Genomic DNA, 17,576 nt, shown 5'->3' on the forward strand with positions numbered 1-17,576 from the left:
TCACTTAGCTGACGTCACGTCAGATCAGGCCGTGGCCCTTGGGCAGTTCGGCGTAGCGGTGAACCCGCGTCGCCATCACCAGACCGAAGCCGATCATGACGGTCAGCATGACGGTCCCGCCATAGGACAAGAGCGGCATCGGCACGCCCACGACCGGCGCCAGCCCCATCACCATCGCCCCGTTGATCAGCACATAGAGCGCGAATGTCGCCGTCACGCCCGAGGCCGCCAATCGCCCGAAGTGACTGTGCGACAGCGACGCGATCCTGAGCGAGATCAGAATGATGGCGGCATAGGAGGCCAGAAGCGTGAAGGTGCCCACAAAGCCGAACTCCTCGGCGAAGGCGGCGAAGATGAAGTCGGTCTGGCGTTCAGGCAGGAACTCCAGCTGGCTCTGGCTGCCCAGCCCGAACCCGCGTCCCAGCGGCCCGCCCGACCCCATGGCGATCTTGGACTGCACGATCTGATAGCCCTTGTCCGACATGTCGGCCTCGGGGTTCAGGAAGGTCAGCACCCGGTGACGCTGATAGTCGTGCATGCCGAACATCACATAGGGCGGCACCAGCACGGCGGCGGCGATGATCAGCGGCAGGATGATCCGCCAGCTCAGTCCGGCGACGAACATGATCGCCGCGCCCGTCAAACCGATCAGCATGGCCGATCCCAGGTCCGGCTGGTGCGCGACCAGCAGGAACGGCAGGCCGATGATCCCGACCGGGAAGATCAGCTTCCAATGGAAACTCGCTTCCTTGGCCGAGGCCCCGTGATACCAGCGCGCCAAGGCCAGCACGACGCCGATCTTCATGATCTCGGACGGCTGGATGCGAGTGAAGCCCAGGTCCAGCCATCGCGTGGCGCCCAAGGCCGTATAGCCCAGCGGCGTCTCCACCAGCGCCAGCATGAACAGCGCCATCCCGTAGATGGGATAGGCCAGGGCGAACCAGTAGCGGATGCTGATCAGGGACAGCATCAGCATCAGCGCCAGACACATGCCGAACCGGATCAGGTGCTTCATCGCCCACGGCGACCACGATCCGCCGGCCACCGAATACAGCATCAGGGCGCCGGTGCCGGACACCACGCACAGCAAGGCCGTCAGCCGCCAGTCGATCTGGCCCAGCTTGGTCGAGACGCGTTCGCGCTCGCCGGGACGTGACAGGGCCGAGGCGGTCAACGGCCGGGCTCCGACAGATAGGGACGCGGACCGCTGGTCGCAGACGGCGCGGGGCGGCTCGGCTGCGGCGGGGCCACGACATCGGGCTCGGGCGCGGCGCCGACCACCCCGTCCTCGACGATCGCGTCGCCGGTCGGTTCGGGCGGCAGCGGCCGTTCGATGCGGGCTCGCATGTCCGGATCCTTGAGCAGCACGGTGCGCATCACCTCGCGCGCACGCGGCGCGCCGGCGGTCGCCCCGCCCTTGCCCCCGTGTTCGACGATGACAGCGACCGCGTATCGCGGCGCATCCACCGGCGCGAAGGCGACGAACAGGTTGTGGTCCTTCAGCGCCCAGATATTGCTCTTGCGCGAGCCGGAGCCGTAGTTCCGGACCTGGGCCGTGCCGGTCTTGCCGGCCATCTGGATGTCGCCCAGGCCCAACTGGCTCTGGCGATAGGCGGTGCCGGATCGATCGTTGGCCACGGCGATCATGCCCTGGCGCACATATTCGACGTGGGCCGGATCGAACGGCAGATCCGGCGCCTCGGCCCCGCTGGGCTGTTCGACGCCGCCGATGGACTTGATCAGGCGCGGTTGAAGCTGCTTCTTCCCGTTCGCGAGGCGCGAGGTCATGACGGCCAGCTGCAGGGCGTTCACCGTGATCGCCCCCTGCCCGATCGCGACAGAGGTCGTTTCCCCCGGATGCCAGACCGGATCGCGCGGGAAGGTCCGCGCCTTCCATTCCGTGGACGGCAACAGGCCCTTGCGCTGGTTGCCGACACCGATGTCGAACTCGTGCTCAAAGCCCAGCGCCAGCCCGGCCTTGCGGATATTGTCCACGCCCGCGCGGTTGCACATGGCGTAGAAATAGACGTCGCAAGAGTTCTTGATCGCGTCGTGCATATTCTGGGTGCCATGCCGCCCCCAGCATCGCTGCGTTCGGTTGCCCGTCCGATACGAACCCGAGCAGAACACCGTCAGCTTCGGATCGACCCCAGCTTCCAACAGAGCCAGGGCCGTGGTCGGCTTGAAGGTCGAACCCGGCGGGAAGGTGCCATTCAGCGTCTTGTCCAGCAGCGGCTTGCGCTCATAGTCGGCCAACGCGCGATAGGTCTTGCTCGGCACGCCGCCGACGAACAGATTGGGATCGAAAGACGGCGCAGACATCATGCACAGGATGTCGCCGTTGCGCACATCCATGACCACACAGGCGCCCGACTCGTCGCCAAACACCTCCAGAGCCCGGTTCTGAACATCGGCATCCAGCGTCAGGATGACTTCCTTGCCCGGCACGGCGGGCCGCGACCCGCCGATGTCCTCGGCGACGACGCGGCCTCGTGCATCGACCTCGACGCGGTTGCCGCCTGGCTTGCCGCGCAGCGACGTATCCAGCGCCTTTTCGACGCCCTGGCGCCCGATGCGGAAGCTGGGATTGAACAACAGGGCGGGCGGCTGCTCGCCCTTGTCACGGATCGCCTTGACGTCGCGATCGGACACCTTGGCCACATAGCCAATGACGTGGGCGAACGATCCGCCGAACGGATAGTACCGCGCCTCGTTCATATCGACCATCACGCCGGGCAGTTCGTTGGCGTACTGATTGACCTTGGCGAACTCCTCCCAGGTCAGGTCGCTCTTGACCGGCACCGGGTTGAACTTGGACGCCGCATTGACGTCGCGGATGATCGCGCGACGGCGCTCCAGCGTGTCGGGCAGCAGTCGTCCCAAAAGGTCCAGGGTCTGGTCCAGATCCTTGGTCTCGTCGCGCACCACCAGCACACGGAAGCTGGGGCGGTTGCCGGCGATGACGACGCCGTTGCGGTCCTTGATCAGGCCGCGCGGCGGCGGAACCATGCGAAAGTTGAACTGGTTCTGCGACGACAGGGTCGCATATTCCTGAGCCTGCACGACCTGCAGCTGGCCCAGCCGTCCGATCAGCGCGGTGATCCCCAGCGCCGTCGCCCCGCCCAGCACGAAGGTGCGCCGCAGGAAGGACCCCTGACGCTCATTCACATCGGCAAAGAAGATGGAGGGCTCGCCGCTCATCGGAACCGAATATCTCCGTCGTCGAATCGCTCAAGCATCCAATTGGCGATCGGAAACAGCAGCAGCGTCGGCACGACCTGTCCGACCAGCGGCAGGATCGCCGGCGCGTTCGTCGCCCGCATGGTCACCACCAGATAGGCCAGAAAGAAGGCGCCCAGCGTACAGGCGGCATAGGCTCCGAAGCGGATCATCCCCTCATGCCCCGCCAGCAGATTGCGCGACAGCAGCACCGTTCCATAGACGCTCATCAGACACAGCGCCCACAGCCCCAGCGGCGTGTTCCAGAACATATCCAGAAACAGGCCGATCAGAAACAGGACCGCCGGCGCCAGCATCGACGGCCGGATCAAGGGCCAGGCGAAGGCCAGGATCATCGGAATGACCGGCTCGGGCAGATGCAGACCGAACAGCTGAAGCGGCGTGCCCAGAACGACCGTCGCGGCAAGGACGAGAAGGGCCGGATAGACGATCCACTGCAGAGGCCCGACAACGCGAACCGCAACGGGCCGTCTCACGCCGCGCCTCCCGGAGCGGGCGTCGGCGCAGGGCTGGGCGCAGTCGGCGCCGGCGACGGGGTCGAAGCCGCAGGCCTCGGAGACGTCACGGCCGGACGGGCCGCCGTCGGCGCAGCGGCGGGCGCAGGCGTTGGCGCTGGCGTCGCGGTCGCAGCACGCGCCCGTTCGGCCTGGGCCTGCTGCGCCGCCGCGCGACGAGCAGCGGCGTCACGGATCGCTCCGACCTCGGCGGCGCTCGGCTCAGGCGCCGTCGTCAGGCCTGCGAGCGGCGGCGCATTCAAGGCGTTCGGGCTAACCAGCTGTCCAAAGCTCTGGAACAACAGCACGCGGACATAGTCGATCGCGCCGTGATCGCTGAACAGCTTGACCCGCCAGGCGCCGTCCACGCCCTTGGCGGCCACCCCGACCGGCAGACCGCGCGGCAGACCGCCGCCGTCCCCTGAACTCAGGATACGGTCACCCGCCTTGATCGACCCAGATCCGCGAATGAACTCCAGACGCGGGCTGTCGCCGCCGTCTCCGGTCAGCATGGCGCGCGCATCGGTGCGCTCGATCATTACAGGGGTGCGCGACGCAACATCCGTCAGCAGCACGACACGGCTGACGCCGCCCGTCACGCCCGTCACCCGACCAACCAGTCCGTGTTCCGTCACGACCGGATTGCCGATCCGCACGCCCTTGGCCGAACCGACGTCGATCAGTTTGGCATTCGAGAAGGGACCGCGCGATTCCGAAATCGCCCGCCCCGTGGCCATGGGCACCGGCGGCTCGGTGCGCAGACCCAGGAGGGCCTCATAGCGGCCGTTGATGTTCTTTTGCGCGATCGCTTCGTCGCGCCAGCCGCGCAGTTCGGCGATCTCGGCCTTCAGGCGGCGGTTCTCGCCGATGGCGAAGAAATAGCCGCCGACGTAGTCGCGCGCGGCCCCGGCCCAGCGCACCGGCGCGGCGAAGGCCCCGCCGACCGGCCCGGCCGCCGCTTCGAAACCGCCGCGCGCCGCGCCCATGGTCGAGCCGCCCTCGGACGTGGTCCGATCGCCCAGCAACAGGACGACCGCGCCGATGACGGCCACGACGACGACGACCGCGGCGGTCCACGCCAGCGGCACCTTGATGTTTTCAAAAGGGCCGTCGCGAAACGCCACGGGCGACCTTCCACTCAAAGGGGTTGGAATCGGCAGGACGCCCCCTGCCGCTGAGCCTGCCTATCGCAAAATCAAGGCCGGAATGGAACCGTGATCACGCAGGCCTGACAAGGATTTGCAGCCAAGCTTTCACCTGACCGCAACGGACGGATCAGAGCGCGGAGTCGAGCACGCCCTTCATCCAGCGCGGGTGCTCCAGAACGCGGCCGCAGCCTATGGCCACGCACGACAACGGATCGTCGGCGACCGAGACCGGCAGGCCGGTGTGATCGCGGATTTCGACGTCCAGGCCGCGCAGCAGGGCGCCGCCGCCCGTCAGCATGATGCCCTTGTCGGCGATGTCGGCGGCCAGTTCCGGCGGGGTGGCTTCCAGCGCGACCTTCACGGCTTCGATGATCTGGGTGACCGGCTCGGCCAGGGCTTCCGCCGCCTGACGCTCCGAGATGCGCACCTCGCGCGGCACGCCCTGCATCAGGTCACGGCCCTTGACCTCAATCGACAGGCCTTCGCCGTCGGCCGGAATGCGGGCGGTGCCGATGTCCTTCTTGATGCGTTCGGCGGTCGTTTCGCCGATCAGCAGGTTATGGTTGCGGCGCATGTAGCTGATGATGCTGTCGTCCATCTTGTCGCCGCCCACGCGGACCGAACGCGAATAGACGATGCCCGACAGCGACAGGACGGCGACTTCAGTCGTGCCGCCGCCGATGTCGACGACCATCGAGCCGGTCGGCTCGTGGATCGGCAAGCCGGCGCCGATCGCAGCCGCCATGGGCTCGTCGATCAGGCCCACGCGGCGCGCCGAGGCGTTCAGGCAGCTATCGTTGATCGCGCGACGCTCGACCGCCGTGGCGCCCGAGGGCACGCAGACAATGATTTTGGGGTTCACGAAGCCCTTGCGGTTATGAACCTTGCGGATGAAGTGCTTGATCATCTCTTCGGCGACTTCGAAGTCGGCGATGACGCCGTCGCGCATGGGGCGGATCGCCTCCATGTGGCCCGGCGTGCGGCCCAGCATCTGCTTGGCTTCAATCCCCACGGCGTGGACGACCTTGCGCCCACCGACGTTTCTCAGCGCCACGACCGACGGCTCGTTCAGGACGATGCCCTTGCCCTTCATGTAGATCAGGGTGTTGGCGGTGCCCAGGTCCATCGCGATGTCGTTGGAGATCGCGCCGAAAAGGGAGAAGCTCATGGGAATCGATACCGTTGTTAGCTGGCAGGGCGTCTAGATGTCTCAGTCGACCTGGCGACGCCCCAACTGCCCTGACATCCCCACGCCGGACAGTTCCTGATCGTCTTCGCCACGCCTACTAGCGGCGGGTTTGCCCGTATGAAACCGGGAATACAAGCCCCGATGACAGTGTCGTCATATGGAGAGGGCTATCGAGGCACTACGCCTGTGGACACCGGCTTCAGGATGTCGGCCTGCCGTCGCGCTTCGGAACGACGGCCAGGACGTCCGCCGCCTCCATCGTGGGATACAGCGTGTCCTCCTCGCGGGCGACCCGATGCGCCAAGGCGCCGATCAACCCCTTGGTCACAGAGGCGAAACGCTCCCGATCCCTCAGAATGCGGGCCTGCGACCACTCTTCGAAATAGTGCGCCCAAACGCCGCTCAGAGCCCCCATGTCCTCAACATAGTGCTGCGCCAGGTCGCGAACCGAATGATCTTGGGACCGCATCAGGACGGGATAAAGTTCGCCGTCCTCGATCGCGAGATGCTCGGTCAGAGCCGTATTCAGCGCACGCATCAGCTCACGGGCGCGGATCGCATCGTCCGACGTTTTCATAATGGCGGCGGTCCCGCCCAGGGCGCTGGCCAGTCGAATGATCCGGCCGTGCTGCGTCTTCAGAATACGGACATCCATGGCGACGCCTCCAAAGCAACACCATGCAACCTCTGGATGAACGGAATCTAAATAGCAGGCTAAGCAAATCCCCTCAGTCGCCGCGCGCGATCTCGCGCCGCTTGACCAGTTCACGCACCAACAGCATCAGCGCCAGCCAGGCCAGCGCCACGCCAGCCAATATGGCCGAGGTCCAGATCCCGTCGCCGCTGACCGCCGTCATGAAGGATCCGCCGAAGAAGGCGACCAGCGCGGTCTTCGGCAATACCCCCAGCGCGCACCCCGCCAGAAAGCCCGGGAACGACGCCCTCGCCGCCCCGAACGCCATGTTGACGACGATGAACGGCGCCGACGGCACGTTGCGGATCATGAAGCTGGCGTAGAAGGCGTTCTTGCCGACGAACCGCGTCAGCCGTCCGACCGTCTTGCCGCCGTGCCGCGCCAGCAGCCGCGCCGTGGGTCCGCGTCCCAGCCAGTAGGTCACACCCGCCGACACGACCGTCGCGATCCAGCTGTAGAGGAAGCCGAACCACGGCCCGAACGCCACGACGCAGGCGGCGATCAGGATGAACTGCGGCGCGCCGAAGAAGGCCGAAATCGTGAACACCACGATGGCGGCTACCAGCCCCCAAGGCCCCTGACGGAACCCGCCCAGCCAGTCTTCCAGCCGCCCCTCGGCCTCCAGCCCCAGTTGGCTCTTGCCGACGGCGAACAGGGCGATCATCGCGCCCAGCAGCAAGGCCGTCGCCAGCACGGCGCGCCAGCGACGCGCCTCCATGTTCGACAGAAAATCGATGATCCAGCGCATCAGAGCCGCCGCTTATCATCCCATCTCTGCATTAGCGAGCATCAGCGCATTGTCCCGAGGGGCGACGCCGCGTAAACAACCCCGCCTCCCCGGCAAAAACTTCCAAAACCACGGGATAGTTCATGTCCAGCCTGCAATCTTCCGCCCTCGCCCGCGTCAAGCCCTCGGCCACCATCGCCGTCACCGCGCAGGCCCGGAAGCTTAAAGCCGAAGGCCGCGACGTGATCGGCCTGGGCGCCGGCGAGCCGGACTTCGATACGCCGGACAACATCAAACAGGCCGCGATCGACGCGATCAACCGCGGCGAGACCAAATACACCGACGCCGACGGCATGCCCGAGTTGAAGGCGGCCATCGTGGCCAAGTTCAAGCGCGAGAACGATCTCGACTATACAGCCGCCAACATCCACGTCGCGCCGGGCGGCAAGCCCGTCATCTTCAACGCCCTGGTCGCGACGCTGAATCCCGGCGACGAAGTCATCGTGCCCGCCCCCTACTGGGTCAGCTATCCTGATATGGTGCTGCTGGCCGGCGGCGAGCCGGTCACCGTGATCGGCGAGGAGAAGGACGGCTTCAAGCTGCTGCCGGCCGTGCTAGAGGCCGCCATCACGCCCCGCACCAAGTGGCTGATCCTGAACAGCCCTTCCAACCCCACCGGCGCCGCCTATACGCGCGCCGAACTGGAAGCCCTGGCGGAGGTGCTGCGTCGCCACCCGCAGGTCTGGGTGCTGACCGACGACATGTACGAGCACCTCGTCTACGGCGACTTCGAATACACCACCATCGCCCAAGTGGCGCCGGACCTGATCGACCGCACTTTGACGGTCAACGGCGTGTCCAAGGCCTATGCCATGACCGGCTGGCGCATCGGCTACGCCGGCGGGCCCAAGCCTTTGATCGACCTGATGCGCAAGGTGGCTAGCCAGACCACGTCCAACCCATCCAGCATCAGCCAGTGGGCGGCCGTCGAGGCGCTGAACGGCCCGCAGGACTTCATCCCCGAGCGCAAGGCCGCTTTCGAAAAGCGCCGTGACCTCGTTGTGTCGATGCTCAACCAGGCGGCTGGCATCACCTGCGCCACGCCTGAGGGCGCCTTCTACGTCTATCCGTCCATCGCCGGACTGATCGGCAAGACGACCGAGACAGGTGTCGCCATCGATGGCGATTCCACCTTCGCCGCGGAACTGCTGAACGCCGAGGGCGTCGCCGTGGTCCAGGGCGAGGCTTTCGGCCTGAGCCCCTATTTCCGCATCAGCTACGCCACCTCGGACGCCGTGCTGGAAGAAGCCTGCACCCGCATCCAGCGCTTTACGGCCTCGCTGCGCTGATCGACCAAGGGCGGAGGTTCAGGCCTCCGCCCGCCATCCGGCCCTACTTGCTGGGCTGCATATAGACCACGCGGCAATCGCCATCGATCGTGGTGTAGCGGTTGTTCGACGCATCGACGAACGAGATCCGGCCGCCGTCGTCATATTCGACCTTGCCGGTCGAGCGTCCCTTGAAGTTCTCCACTCCATAGGTCCAGCAGGTGATGTCCGCCGGCTTGTCGCCCCAGGTGGCGTCGTTGCGCGCCCGCTTGCTGTCGGTGCAGGCGGACATTCCGCCGGTCAGGGCGAGGGCAACGGCGGTATAGACAAGCGCTTTCATAGGCTCAGCCTTGCACGGACCCCGCCCAAGGAAAAGGGCCGCCCCGGCGATGCCGGGACGGCCCAACTTTCGACGATGGCGCTCGACCTATGGCCGGCTGGCCATGCCCAGCTTCACCGGCTTAGCGTCGTCAGCAAGGGCGCCGCGCTTGACGCCCCACAGAAGGATGATCGGCGCGCCGACATAGATCGACGAATAGGTGCCGATGATGATGCCGAACATCAAAGCGATGGAGAAGCCGAACAGGGCCTCGCCGCCGAAGATGGCCAGGGCCGCCAGCACCATGACGGCGGTCACGCCGGTGATGATGGTCCGCGACAGGGTCTCGTTCAGCGACAGATCGATCACGTCGCGCAGCGGCATGGTCTTGTACTTGCGCAGGTTTTCGCGAAGACGGTCGAACACCACCACGGTGTCGTTCATGGAATAGCCGATGACCGTCAGGACGGCGGCGACCATGTTCAGGCTGAACTCCAGCTTGAACAGCACGATCAACCCGAACGTCAGGATCACGTCGTGCAGCAGGCCGACCACGGCGCCGAAGCCGAACTGCGGCTCGAACCGGAACCAGATGTAGAGGAACATCAGGCCGATCGCGACGCCCAGAGCCAACAGGCCCGAGGTGAACAGCTCGCCCGACACCTTGGAGCCGACGACGCTGACGCCCGAATAGTTGACCTGACCGACCGCGCCGCTGATGGCGCCCTCGACCTGGTTGACGACCTGGGTCTGATCGCGGCCTTCCGGCACTTGGAAGCGAAGAATGGCGGTCGAGCCGTCATCGACATTGGTGTCGCGGCGCGCGATGCCCTGGACCTGAACGTCGCCCAGGTTCAGGCCGTTCACGGCCTCGCGGACCCGATCCAACTCGATCGTCTGGCCCGCCGGCTTGGACACTTCCATCGAGGCGCCGCCCCGGAAGTCGATGCCCATGTTCAGGCCGGGATAGAAGCAAGACACGATCGCCGCGACGCACAGGATCACCGACAGGACGCCGGCGAAGCGCGCATATTTGACGAAGTGGAAGTTCGTCTTCTGCGGCAGCAGTTTGATGAGGGGCCATCCACGCATCGCTATCACTCCGCGATCGGCAGTTTTTTGGGCTTGGCCGTCTTGAGCCAGTAGCCAAGCAGGACCTGGGCGACCAGGACCGACGAGAAGACCGAGGTGAACACACCGATGGTCAGGGTCCAGGCGAACCCGCGAACCGGGCCTTCGCCGAACACGAACATGATGCCCGCTGCGACCAGGGTGGTCAGGTTGGCGTCGATGATCGTGCCCATGGCCTTGTTGAAGCCGGCGTCCATCGAGGCGATGACGCTGCGGCCCGCACGGGCCTCGTCACGCATACGCTCATAGATCAGCACGTTGGCGTCCACCGCGACCGCGAAGGTCAAGATCAGACCGGCGATGCCGGGCAAGGTCAGCGTCGCCTGGGTCAACGACATGGCCGCCACGATCAGCACGCCGTTCAGCACCAGACCGACCACCGACACGCCACCGAACAGCAGGCCGTAAGCCAGGATCATGAACAGCACGATGATGGCGAAACCGACGGCGGTCGACAGGGCGCCGGCCGCGACCGCGTCGGCACCCAATTCAGCCGTCACGGTGCGGCGCTCCTCGACGTTCAGCGGCGCCGGCAGGGCGCCCCCGTTCAGCAAATTCACCAGCGTCGCCGCTTCCTGGATCGAGAAGTTGCCGGTGATCTGACCCGAGCCCGAGGTGATCGCGCTCTGGATTGTCGGGGCCGAAATGACCTTGCCGTCCAGGATGATGGCGAAGGGCTTCTGAAGGTTGGCGGCGGTGGCTTCACCGAAGCGCCGCGCGCCGGCGCCGTCGAAGCGGAAATCGATGGCCGGGCGGCCGCTCTGGTCTGAACCGACGCCGGCGCGGGTCAGGTTCTCGCCCGACACCAGCACGCGCTTCTTGACCAGATAGGGCGTGCCGTCCTCGCCTTGCAGCAGTTCGGAATCAGGCGGCACACGGCCGGCCAAGGCGTCCTGAACCGAGTTCTCGACATCGACCATCTGGAAGGTCAGCTGCGCCGTCTGGCCGATCACTTCTTCCAGCTTGCTCGGATCGCTCTCGCCCGGCGCCTGGACCACGATCCGGTCGGCGCCCTGGCGGGTGATGGAGGGTTCGCGCGTGCCCAGGCTGTCGATCCGGCGACGCACCACCTCGATCGACTGGTCCACGGCCGTCGCGCCCATGCCGTTCAGCGCGGCATCGGTATAGGCGAAGCGGATGCGGTTATCGCCCAGGCGCGTCGCGCTGCGTTCCGCTTGGCCGCCCGGTCCGACCTGACCGCCCAGTTGTTGCAGCGCCTTGAACGCGGCATCGCCCTGGGCCGGATTGGCCAGGGTGACGACCACGCCGCCGGCTTCACGCTGGAAGCCGTTGGTGGCGACGCCCGCACCGTTCAGGGTGACCCGAACGTCTTCGATCAGGTTGGTGACGCGCTTTTCGCGCATCGCCGGCACATCGACTTCCAGCAACAGATACGAACCGCCCTGAAGGTCCAGCCCCAGGTTCAGCTTGTTCTTGGGCATGAAGCCGGGCAGCGCTTCGCGCTGCTGATCCGACAACAGGTTCGGGAACGCCAGCAGACAGCCGAGAACGGCCGCGACGACGACGAGAATGACTTTCCAGCGCGACAGCTGAATCATGAGGGCGGTCCAGGTATCGGCGGATACGCGAGCGTATCAGGCCTTGGAATCGTTGGCGGCGATGGCGGTGCGGTTGCGCACCTCGGCGATCATGGCCTTGACCACGCGCACGTTGACGCTGGGGGCGATCTCGACGTTGACCTCGGCTTCTTCGACGCGGGTGACCTTGCCGATCATGCCGCTGCCCAGGACGACGGTGTCGCCACGCTTGACGGCGGCGATGGCGGTCGCGTGCTCCTTGGCGCGCTTCTGCTGCGGACGGATCAGCAGGAAGTAGAACAGAATGAAAATACCGATGATGGGCGCAAACCCGATCAACTGCGCCGTCAAGCCGCCTTCAGCGCCCATGGGTCGTCTCCGAACATAGAAGGGTAGCCCTCGTCGGAGCCCCCATTAAAACGAGGCGCGGAACCTAGGGCCGCGCCTCGCAGATTGCAACGCGGCGAAAGCGCTACCTGGGCAACACTGTCAAAGGATCGACGGCGACCGGATCGTCGCCGCGCATCTGACGGGTCTCGAAGTGGATCGAGGGGCGTCCGTCGCCGGCCGTCAGACCCACGGTGCCGATCTGCTGGCCCGCGCGAACGTCGTCGCCATCCTTGACCGTCGCCGAACCCAGATGGCCATAGACCGTGCGCCAGCCGTTGGCGTGCACGATCAGCACCGTCAGCCCCTGCCCCACCAGATCGCTGCCGACATAGGCCACACGCCCGGCCGCAGAGGCGCTGACCGTCGCGCCGGCCGAGGCGCCGATGTTGATGCCGTTGTTGCGCTCGCCCATGCCGACCGGGCCGAACCGCCGCACGATGTCGCCGCGCACGGGCCACAGCAGGTTCGGCTGACCGGCAGCGGCGCCGGCGGCGTTGGTCTGTTCGACAGGCCGCGTCTGGACCGGAAGCGCCGCATTGCCCGAGGGCGGCGGCGGGGGCGGCGGCACGGCGCCGTTGTTGGGCACCAGCACGCCGACGGGCGAGGCGCCGGTCGCGTAAGGATCGCGGCCGGTATCCACCGCCGCTTCAGGCAGTATGATTCGCTGGCCCGTCGTGATCGCCCCGCGTGGCCCCAGGCCGTTCAGATCGATCAGCGTCTGCACCGGCGTCTGGAACCTGCGTCCCACGCCCGAGATCGTGTCGCCCGGTTGGATCACATAGGCCGCGCCCGGCCGCACCGGGGCCGACGACGACGGATAGGACGGCGGCGTATAGGCGGGCGGCTGCGACGCCGGCGGCTGATAGGTCGGTTGGCTCGGTCCGACATTGACCGTCGGCGGCAAGGCTCCGCCATCTACCTGGCCGATCGGCGCCGTCGCGGGCGGCGGCGATTCATAGGGGGCGGGACGATAGGGCTGGTTCGGATTCTGGCCGGCGTTCGGATAGGTCGGCTGCTGCGGGTAGGCGCCCTGCCCCGGACCATAGGCCGGCGCGGGATTCGCATGCGTCGAATAGCGCGGCTCCGAAGGATAGCTGATGCAGGCCGCCGTGCTCAACGCCGCCCCCGCGACCAGAACCGCTCTCATCCAGCCCGAAATCATCGCCACCGGCTGCTCCCATTCGTGGTTAAACTCGCCCGCCCGGTGTGCCCGCTCGCGCCCCATAAGCCAACCCCGCAAACCGCACGGAATTGGGGCGCGAAGGTTAACGGAGCCAGTTCATATCGACGACGAGACGGCGGTTGAGAGGCTCTCGAGTGTAATCTGGCGTGGGCTTCGCAAGAGCAATCCCGCCCGATCGCATCGTTATCAAAGCGGGGTCTGCTCCAAGATTGACCAACTCACTGGCCATGGACTGCGCTCTTCGCATCGCGAGCTCTTCGCTGAACTCACGGTTTTCGGCCGTGTCCAAATAGGCAGTGATGATGATTTCATAGCGCCCATCGCCTGCATAGCGCATCACGTCGCGAGCCGTCCGATAGCCAAGCGGCGAAAGCTCGGATCTCCCATAATCAAAATAGTCGAGAAACTGATGCGCTGACGCGACGGAAGGGACCGCTAGTGCGCAGAAAGCCGTCGATAGCAAGATAGCGCGGTTCATATCCACACCATGCGTCTGGCGATGCCTTTCTGCAACCCCTAACCCTCCTTCGCCGTCCCCTCGACCAGGGGCACGAAACGCACTTCCGTCAGGCTTTCGCGGTGGAACGACCCGTCGCCCTGTCCGACGTAGCGATGCAGCATCTGCACCGACGTCCGCCCCACCGGCGCGACCAGGACCCCGTTCGGCTTCAGCTGTTTAAGCAGTTCGGTCGGCTCGGTGGGCGAGGCGGCGGTGACCATGATCCGGTCGAACGGCGCCTGTTCGGCCCAGCCCAGGCCACCGTCGCCGTGTTTGGTGATGACGTTCTCGATCTTCAGCACCCGCAGTCGCGCTTCGGCCTCGACCAGCAGACTGCGATACCGCTCCACCGAATAGACATAGCGCGCCAGCCGGCTCAGCACCGCGCACTGATACCCGCTGCCGGTGCCGATCTCCAACACCCGATGCCGCGCCTGCACCTCCAGCGCCTGGGTCATCAGGCCGACGATATAGGGCTGGCTGATCGTCTGGGCGCAGTCGATCGGCAGGGCCTGATCCTCCCACGCCTGATCCAGGAACTTCTCGTGCACGAAGACCGCCCGGTCGATGCTCTCCATCGCCTTCAGCACGCGCGGGTCCGTGACCCCCTGCTGCCGCAGCGACAGGATCAGCCGCCCGGCCCGGTCGTCGTGCAGATTCATGCGGCGGTCGCCACGCTCTTCGGCGGCGCCCCGCCCAGCACCTTCTTCAGGTCATGCACGCTGGTCATGTGCGTCAGGTCGATATGCAGCGGCGTAACCGAGATCCGCCCCTCCTCGATCGCGCGCAGGTCCGTGCCCTCGGCATGCTCCTGCTTTTCACCCCGGAAGCTCATCCAGTAGTAGTCCCGTCCGCGCAGGTCCGTGCGCCGCACCGCGTGCATCTCGCCGACGTTGCGGAAGCCCTGGGTCGTCACCTCGACCTGATCGACCGCTTCGGGCGGCCGGTTGGGGAAGTTCAGGTTCATCACCACCCCGTTCGCCCATTTCTGGTCCAGCAGGCGGCTGATGATCGCAGGCGCAAAGGCTTCCGCCGTCTCCCAGTGCGCCACGACCTCGTCGTGAAACCGCTCCAGGCTCTGGCTCAGGGCGATGGAGCGGATGCCGAACGCCATCCCCTGCAAGGCACCCGCCACTGTCCCGGAATAGCTGACGTCCTCGCCGATATTGTGCCCGCGATTGACGCCCGACAGCACCAGATCGGGCTTCTCCGGCATCAGATCGTTGACCGCCAGCACGACGCAGTCGGTCGGCGTGCCCGTCACCGCGAACCGCTTTTCGCCCAGGTTCAGCACCCGCAGCGGTTCGGTCAGGGTGATCCCGCGCCCCTTGCCCGACTGCTCGACGGCGGGCGCGCACACCCACACGTCGTCGCTCAGCGTGCGCGCAATCCGCTCAAGGCATTCCAGGCCTTCGGCCTCGATCCCGTCGTCGTTGGTCAGGAGAATTCGCACTCTAAACTCCGCTCATCCCCGCGAAGGCGGGGACCCAGTTCTGTCGCTCGGCAGTGCGTCGGATCAAGGGCGCGCAACCATCTTCCGATGGGCGCCCAAAGCACTGGGTCCCCGCTTTCGCGGGGATGAGCGGAAAATTCATTGACCACCTACGAACTGAAGACCGCCCATATAGGGCTGCAACACCGCCGGCACGGCGATCCGCCCGTCGTCCTGCTGATAGTTTTCCATGATCGCCACCAGGGTCCGGCCGACCGCCAGCCCCGAGCCGTTCAGCGTATGGACGAACTCGGTCTTCTTCTCGCCGGCGCGCTTGAACCGCGCGTCCATGCGCCGCGCCTGGAAGTCTCCGCAGTTCGAGCAGCTGCTGATCTCGCGATAGGTCCCCTGGCTGGGCAGCCAGACCTCCAGGTCGAAGGTCTTCTGCGCCGAAAAGCCCATGTCGCCCTTGCACAGCAGCATCCGCCGGAACGGCAGCTCCAGCGCCTTCAGCACCGCCTCGGCGCAGGCCGTCATCCGCTCATGCTCGGCGTCGCTGTCCTCCGGCCGCGCAATCGACACCATCTCGACCTTGGAGAACTGGTGCTGGCGGATCAGCCCGCGCGTATCGCGCCCCGCCGACCCGGCCTCGGCCCTGAAGCACGGCGTCAACGCCGTCATCCGCATCGGCGTGGTGAGGTCGTCCTCAGACAGGATGGTCTCGCGCACCAGATTGGTCAGGGAGACTTCGGCGGTGGGGATGAGCCAACGACGGTCATCCAAAAGCCCCAAGATTTCAGCAACCTCGGGATATTTCTTGGCGTAGTCTAGATCCAAGCCTGGAAGCGAAACAAACAGGTCATTTGCAAATTTCGGCAATTGCCCCGTTCCGAACATCGCGTCGTCCCGCACCAGCAACGGCGGGTTCACTTCCAGATAGCCGTGCTGGTCCGTCTGCATATCCAGCATGAACTGGCCCACGGCGCGTTCCAGCCGCGCGAGTTGGCCCTTCAGCACCGCGAACCGCGCGCCCGACATCTTCGCCGCCGCCTCGAAGTCCAGCATGCCCAGGGCCTCGCCCAGGTCGGCGTGGTCCTTGGCCGGACCGGTGCGACGCGGCTCGCCCCAGGTCGAGACCTCGACATTACCCGCCTCGTCCTCGCCATCCGGCACATCCTCGGCCGCCAGGTTCTTCTGCGCCGCCAGCAGGTCGCGCAGTTCCTTACCCACACGCGCCTCGACCTCGGCCGCTGCCGCGATGTCGCCCTTCAGCGCCTCGACCTCGGCCTTCAGCCGATCGGCCTCGGCCATGTCCTTGCGTCCCATGGCGGCGCCGATCAGCTTGGAGGCCGCATTGCGCTTGGCCAGGGCGTCCTGCCCCGTCGTCTGGGCGTGACGCAGTTCGCCATCCAGCCGCAGGATGTCCGCCACCAGCCCGTCGGCCTCGTCCACCCCGCGCGACGACCAGCCCGCCACGTAAACCTGGGGGTTCTCGCGAATGGCTCTGATGTCGTGCATGGTCTGAAACTTCGGCTGGGCGGGAGAAGCCGAACGCTCTACCCGCCCGCGCGGAATCGGGCAACGCGAGAAGCTCGCATCCTCGTCTCCTCCCCACTTGTGCGGAGGGGGACCGCGAAGCGGTGGAGGGGCGCTTGACGTCCCACATACGCCCTCGATGCGCGAAGACCCCCTCCGTCTCTCCGCTGCGCTCCGAGCCACCTCCCCATGACATGGGGAGGAGACGTCGCTCAGCCATCGCAATGACGCTGGCCCCTCCCAAACGATTTCAACCGCTTACCGATTTATGTCCCCCGTCTCCCGTCCACGGGGTCAAACGGGCCCATAATACATCCGTCTCGTCGCATGGAGGGCTCGCCTGGCCTGCGACCTTGCGGCGGCGAGAGCGGATGGAACGGGAGCGGGTCTGAAACGGCCCGCGCTGACGGCGACACACGGTGCGCCGCCGGAGGGTCGAGGGGGATACTCGGCCGCACCGGGGATCGGGGATCGCTGCTCCGACCCGCCCGTCGCAGGCTTATGGGGTTAGGCGATAAGACCGCCACCGCTCGGCGCCCCGAGCTTGCAGGCCAACCCCCCGCGCGGAGCGTCACACCCTTCGTCGAAACGGTACTTACAAACTCACACTCCGGGCGAAGGCCCGGCGCTCCGCCCAGCCCTCCAAACTTCGCTGCGACCGCGCGAAGGCGTCGTCGCACGTCCAAACATCCCAATTCACCCGCTTGAGAATCGCGCCTACAAACGGA

General features: G+C 66.1%; 17 protein-coding genes. 1 reads left to right on the forward strand and 16 read right to left on the reverse strand.

The features are described from left to right. Positions 1-19: 19 nt before the first annotated feature. The 7 genes from rodA to E4341_RS09930 form a co-directional block, all read right to left on the reverse strand. Positions 20-1,174: a rod shape-determining protein RodA gene (gene rodA / locus E4341_RS09900; protein WP_066551392.1), complete on the reverse strand. Its 1,155-nt coding sequence runs from the start codon at positions 1,172-1,174 to the stop codon at positions 20-22. After that, positions 1,171-3,201, reverse strand: a complete 2,031-nt coding sequence (gene mrdA / locus E4341_RS09905) for a penicillin-binding protein 2 (RefSeq protein ID WP_165116993.1) — start codon at positions 3,199-3,201, stop codon at positions 1,171-1,173. The genes rodA and mrdA overlap by 4 nt, the downstream gene beginning before the upstream one ends. Beyond that, on the reverse strand, positions 3,198-3,716 hold the full coding sequence (locus E4341_RS09910) for a hypothetical protein (protein ID WP_165116995.1): 519 nt from the start codon (positions 3,714-3,716) through the stop codon (positions 3,198-3,200). Before E4341_RS09910 ends, mrdA begins: the two co-directional genes overlap by 4 nt. Then, positions 3,713-4,858 carry a rod shape-determining protein MreC gene (gene mreC, locus E4341_RS09915; protein WP_165116997.1) on the reverse strand — a complete coding sequence of 382 codons (1,146 nt, stop codon included), beginning with the start codon at positions 4,856-4,858 and terminating at the stop codon, positions 3,713-3,715. The genes E4341_RS09910 and mreC overlap by 4 nt, the downstream gene beginning before the upstream one ends. Before the next feature lie 151 nt (positions 4,859-5,009). Beyond that, positions 5,010-6,050 (reverse strand): rod shape-determining protein, encoded by a 1,041-nt coding sequence (locus E4341_RS09920; protein ID WP_017504801.1) that lies wholly within the window; start codon positions 6,048-6,050, stop codon positions 5,010-5,012. Between the two features lie 220 nt (positions 6,051-6,270). Beyond that, on the reverse strand, positions 6,271-6,726 hold the full coding sequence (locus tag E4341_RS09925) for a hemerythrin domain-containing protein (RefSeq protein ID WP_165116999.1): 456 nt from the start codon (positions 6,724-6,726) through the stop codon (positions 6,271-6,273). A 73-nt stretch (positions 6,727-6,799) separates the two neighbouring features. Then, a complete protein-coding gene (locus E4341_RS09930) occupies positions 6,800-7,513 on the reverse strand; it encodes a TVP38/TMEM64 family protein (RefSeq protein WP_091746526.1) in 714 nt (237 codons plus the stop codon). Between the two features lie 122 nt (positions 7,514-7,635). On the opposite strand from E4341_RS09930, the gene E4341_RS09935 reads away from it, so the two are divergent. Next, a complete protein-coding gene (locus tag E4341_RS09935; protein WP_055804963.1) occupies positions 7,636-8,841 on the forward strand; it encodes a pyridoxal phosphate-dependent aminotransferase in 1,206 nt (401 codons plus the stop codon). Between the two features lie 43 nt (positions 8,842-8,884). Here the strand turns inward: E4341_RS09935 and E4341_RS09940 are convergent, their stop codons facing one another. The 9 genes from E4341_RS09940 to serS all read right to left on the reverse strand — a co-directional run bounded on the left by E4341_RS09940 (position 8,885) and on the right by serS (position 16,830). After that, positions 8,885-9,160, reverse strand: a complete 276-nt coding sequence (locus E4341_RS09940; RefSeq protein WP_055804960.1) for a hypothetical protein — start codon at positions 9,158-9,160, stop codon at positions 8,885-8,887. An 87-nt stretch (positions 9,161-9,247) separates the two neighbouring features. Then, positions 9,248-10,237 (reverse strand): protein translocase subunit SecF, encoded by a 990-nt coding sequence (secF, locus tag E4341_RS09945; RefSeq protein ID WP_039243629.1) that lies wholly within the window; start codon positions 10,235-10,237, stop codon positions 9,248-9,250. Beyond that, on the reverse strand, positions 10,237-11,829 hold the full coding sequence (gene secD, locus E4341_RS09950; RefSeq protein ID WP_165117001.1) for a protein translocase subunit SecD: 1,593 nt from the start codon (positions 11,827-11,829) through the stop codon (positions 10,237-10,239). The genes secF and secD overlap by 1 nt, the downstream gene beginning before the upstream one ends. 36 nt (positions 11,830-11,865) lie before the next feature. Then, positions 11,866-12,177 carry a preprotein translocase subunit YajC gene (gene yajC / locus E4341_RS09955; RefSeq protein WP_017504795.1) on the reverse strand — a complete coding sequence of 104 codons (312 nt, stop codon included), beginning with the start codon at positions 12,175-12,177 and terminating at the stop codon, positions 11,866-11,868. A gap of 103 nt (positions 12,178-12,280) precedes the next feature. Beyond that, complete coding sequence (locus E4341_RS09960) at positions 12,281-13,360, reverse strand: peptidoglycan DD-metalloendopeptidase family protein (protein ID WP_165118685.1); 1,080 nt, start codon at positions 13,358-13,360, stop codon at positions 12,281-12,283. Between the two features lie 103 nt (positions 13,361-13,463). Beyond that, the gene (locus E4341_RS09965; RefSeq protein ID WP_165117003.1) at positions 13,464-13,859 is read right to left on the reverse strand and encodes an OmpA family protein; all 396 of its coding nucleotides are present in this window, start codon (positions 13,857-13,859) and stop codon (positions 13,464-13,466) included. 38 nt (positions 13,860-13,897) lie between these two features. Further along, positions 13,898-14,542 (reverse strand): protein-L-isoaspartate(D-aspartate) O-methyltransferase, encoded by a 645-nt coding sequence (locus tag E4341_RS09970; protein ID WP_045810751.1) that lies wholly within the window; start codon positions 14,540-14,542, stop codon positions 13,898-13,900. Next, a complete protein-coding gene (gene surE / locus E4341_RS09975; RefSeq protein WP_137721733.1) occupies positions 14,539-15,333 on the reverse strand; it encodes a 5'/3'-nucleotidase SurE in 795 nt (264 codons plus the stop codon). Before surE ends, E4341_RS09970 begins: the two co-directional genes overlap by 4 nt. 138 nt (positions 15,334-15,471) lie before the next feature. Next, the gene (gene serS / locus E4341_RS09980; protein WP_165117005.1) at positions 15,472-16,830 is read right to left on the reverse strand and encodes a serine--tRNA ligase; all 1,359 of its coding nucleotides are present in this window, start codon (positions 16,828-16,830) and stop codon (positions 15,472-15,474) included. Positions 16,831-17,576: the final 746 nt, after the last annotated feature.

Source organism: Brevundimonas sp. 'scallop' (assembly GCF_011045535.1).
Classification (GTDB): domain Bacteria; phylum Pseudomonadota; class Alphaproteobacteria; order Caulobacterales; family Caulobacteraceae; genus Brevundimonas; species Brevundimonas vesicularis.

What these genes read in the sequence shown, in the direction of transcription:
- mrdA (WP_165116993.1), bottom strand. Translation starts at nt 3,201, where the DNA reads ATGAGCGGCGAGCCCTCCATCTTCTTTGCCGATGTGAATGAGCGTCAG.
- E4341_RS09920 (WP_017504801.1), bottom strand. Translation starts at nt 6,050, where the DNA reads ATGAGCTTCTCCCTTTTCGGCGCGATCTCCAACGACATCGCGATGGAC.
- E4341_RS09925 (WP_165116999.1), bottom strand. Translation starts at nt 6,726, where the DNA reads ATGGATGTCCGTATTCTGAAGACGCAGCACGGCCGGATCATTCGACTG.
- E4341_RS09930 (WP_091746526.1), bottom strand. Translation starts at nt 7,513, where the DNA reads ATGCGCTGGATCATCGATTTTCTGTCGAACATGGAGGCGCGTCGCTGG.
- E4341_RS09935 (WP_055804963.1), top strand. Translation starts at nt 7,636, where the DNA reads ATGTCCAGCCTGCAATCTTCCGCCCTCGCCCGCGTCAAGCCCTCGGCC.
- E4341_RS09940 (WP_055804960.1), bottom strand. Translation starts at nt 9,160, where the DNA reads ATGAAAGCGCTTGTCTATACCGCCGTTGCCCTCGCCCTGACCGGCGGA.
- secD (WP_165117001.1), bottom strand. Translation starts at nt 11,829, where the DNA reads ATGATTCAGCTGTCGCGCTGGAAAGTCATTCTCGTCGTCGTCGCGGCC.
- yajC (WP_017504795.1), bottom strand. Translation starts at nt 12,177, where the DNA reads ATGGGCGCTGAAGGCGGCTTGACGGCGCAGTTGATCGGGTTTGCGCCC.
- E4341_RS09960 (WP_165118685.1), bottom strand. Translation starts at nt 13,360, where the DNA reads ATGATTTCGGGCTGGATGAGAGCGGTTCTGGTCGCGGGGGCGGCGTTG.
- E4341_RS09965 (WP_165117003.1), bottom strand. Translation starts at nt 13,859, where the DNA reads ATGAACCGCGCTATCTTGCTATCGACGGCTTTCTGCGCACTAGCGGTC.
- E4341_RS09970 (WP_045810751.1), bottom strand. Translation starts at nt 14,542, where the DNA reads ATGAATCTGCACGACGACCGGGCCGGGCGGCTGATCCTGTCGCTGCGG.
- serS (WP_165117005.1), bottom strand. Translation starts at nt 16,830, where the DNA reads ATGCACGACATCAGAGCCATTCGCGAGAACCCCCAGGTTTACGTGGCG.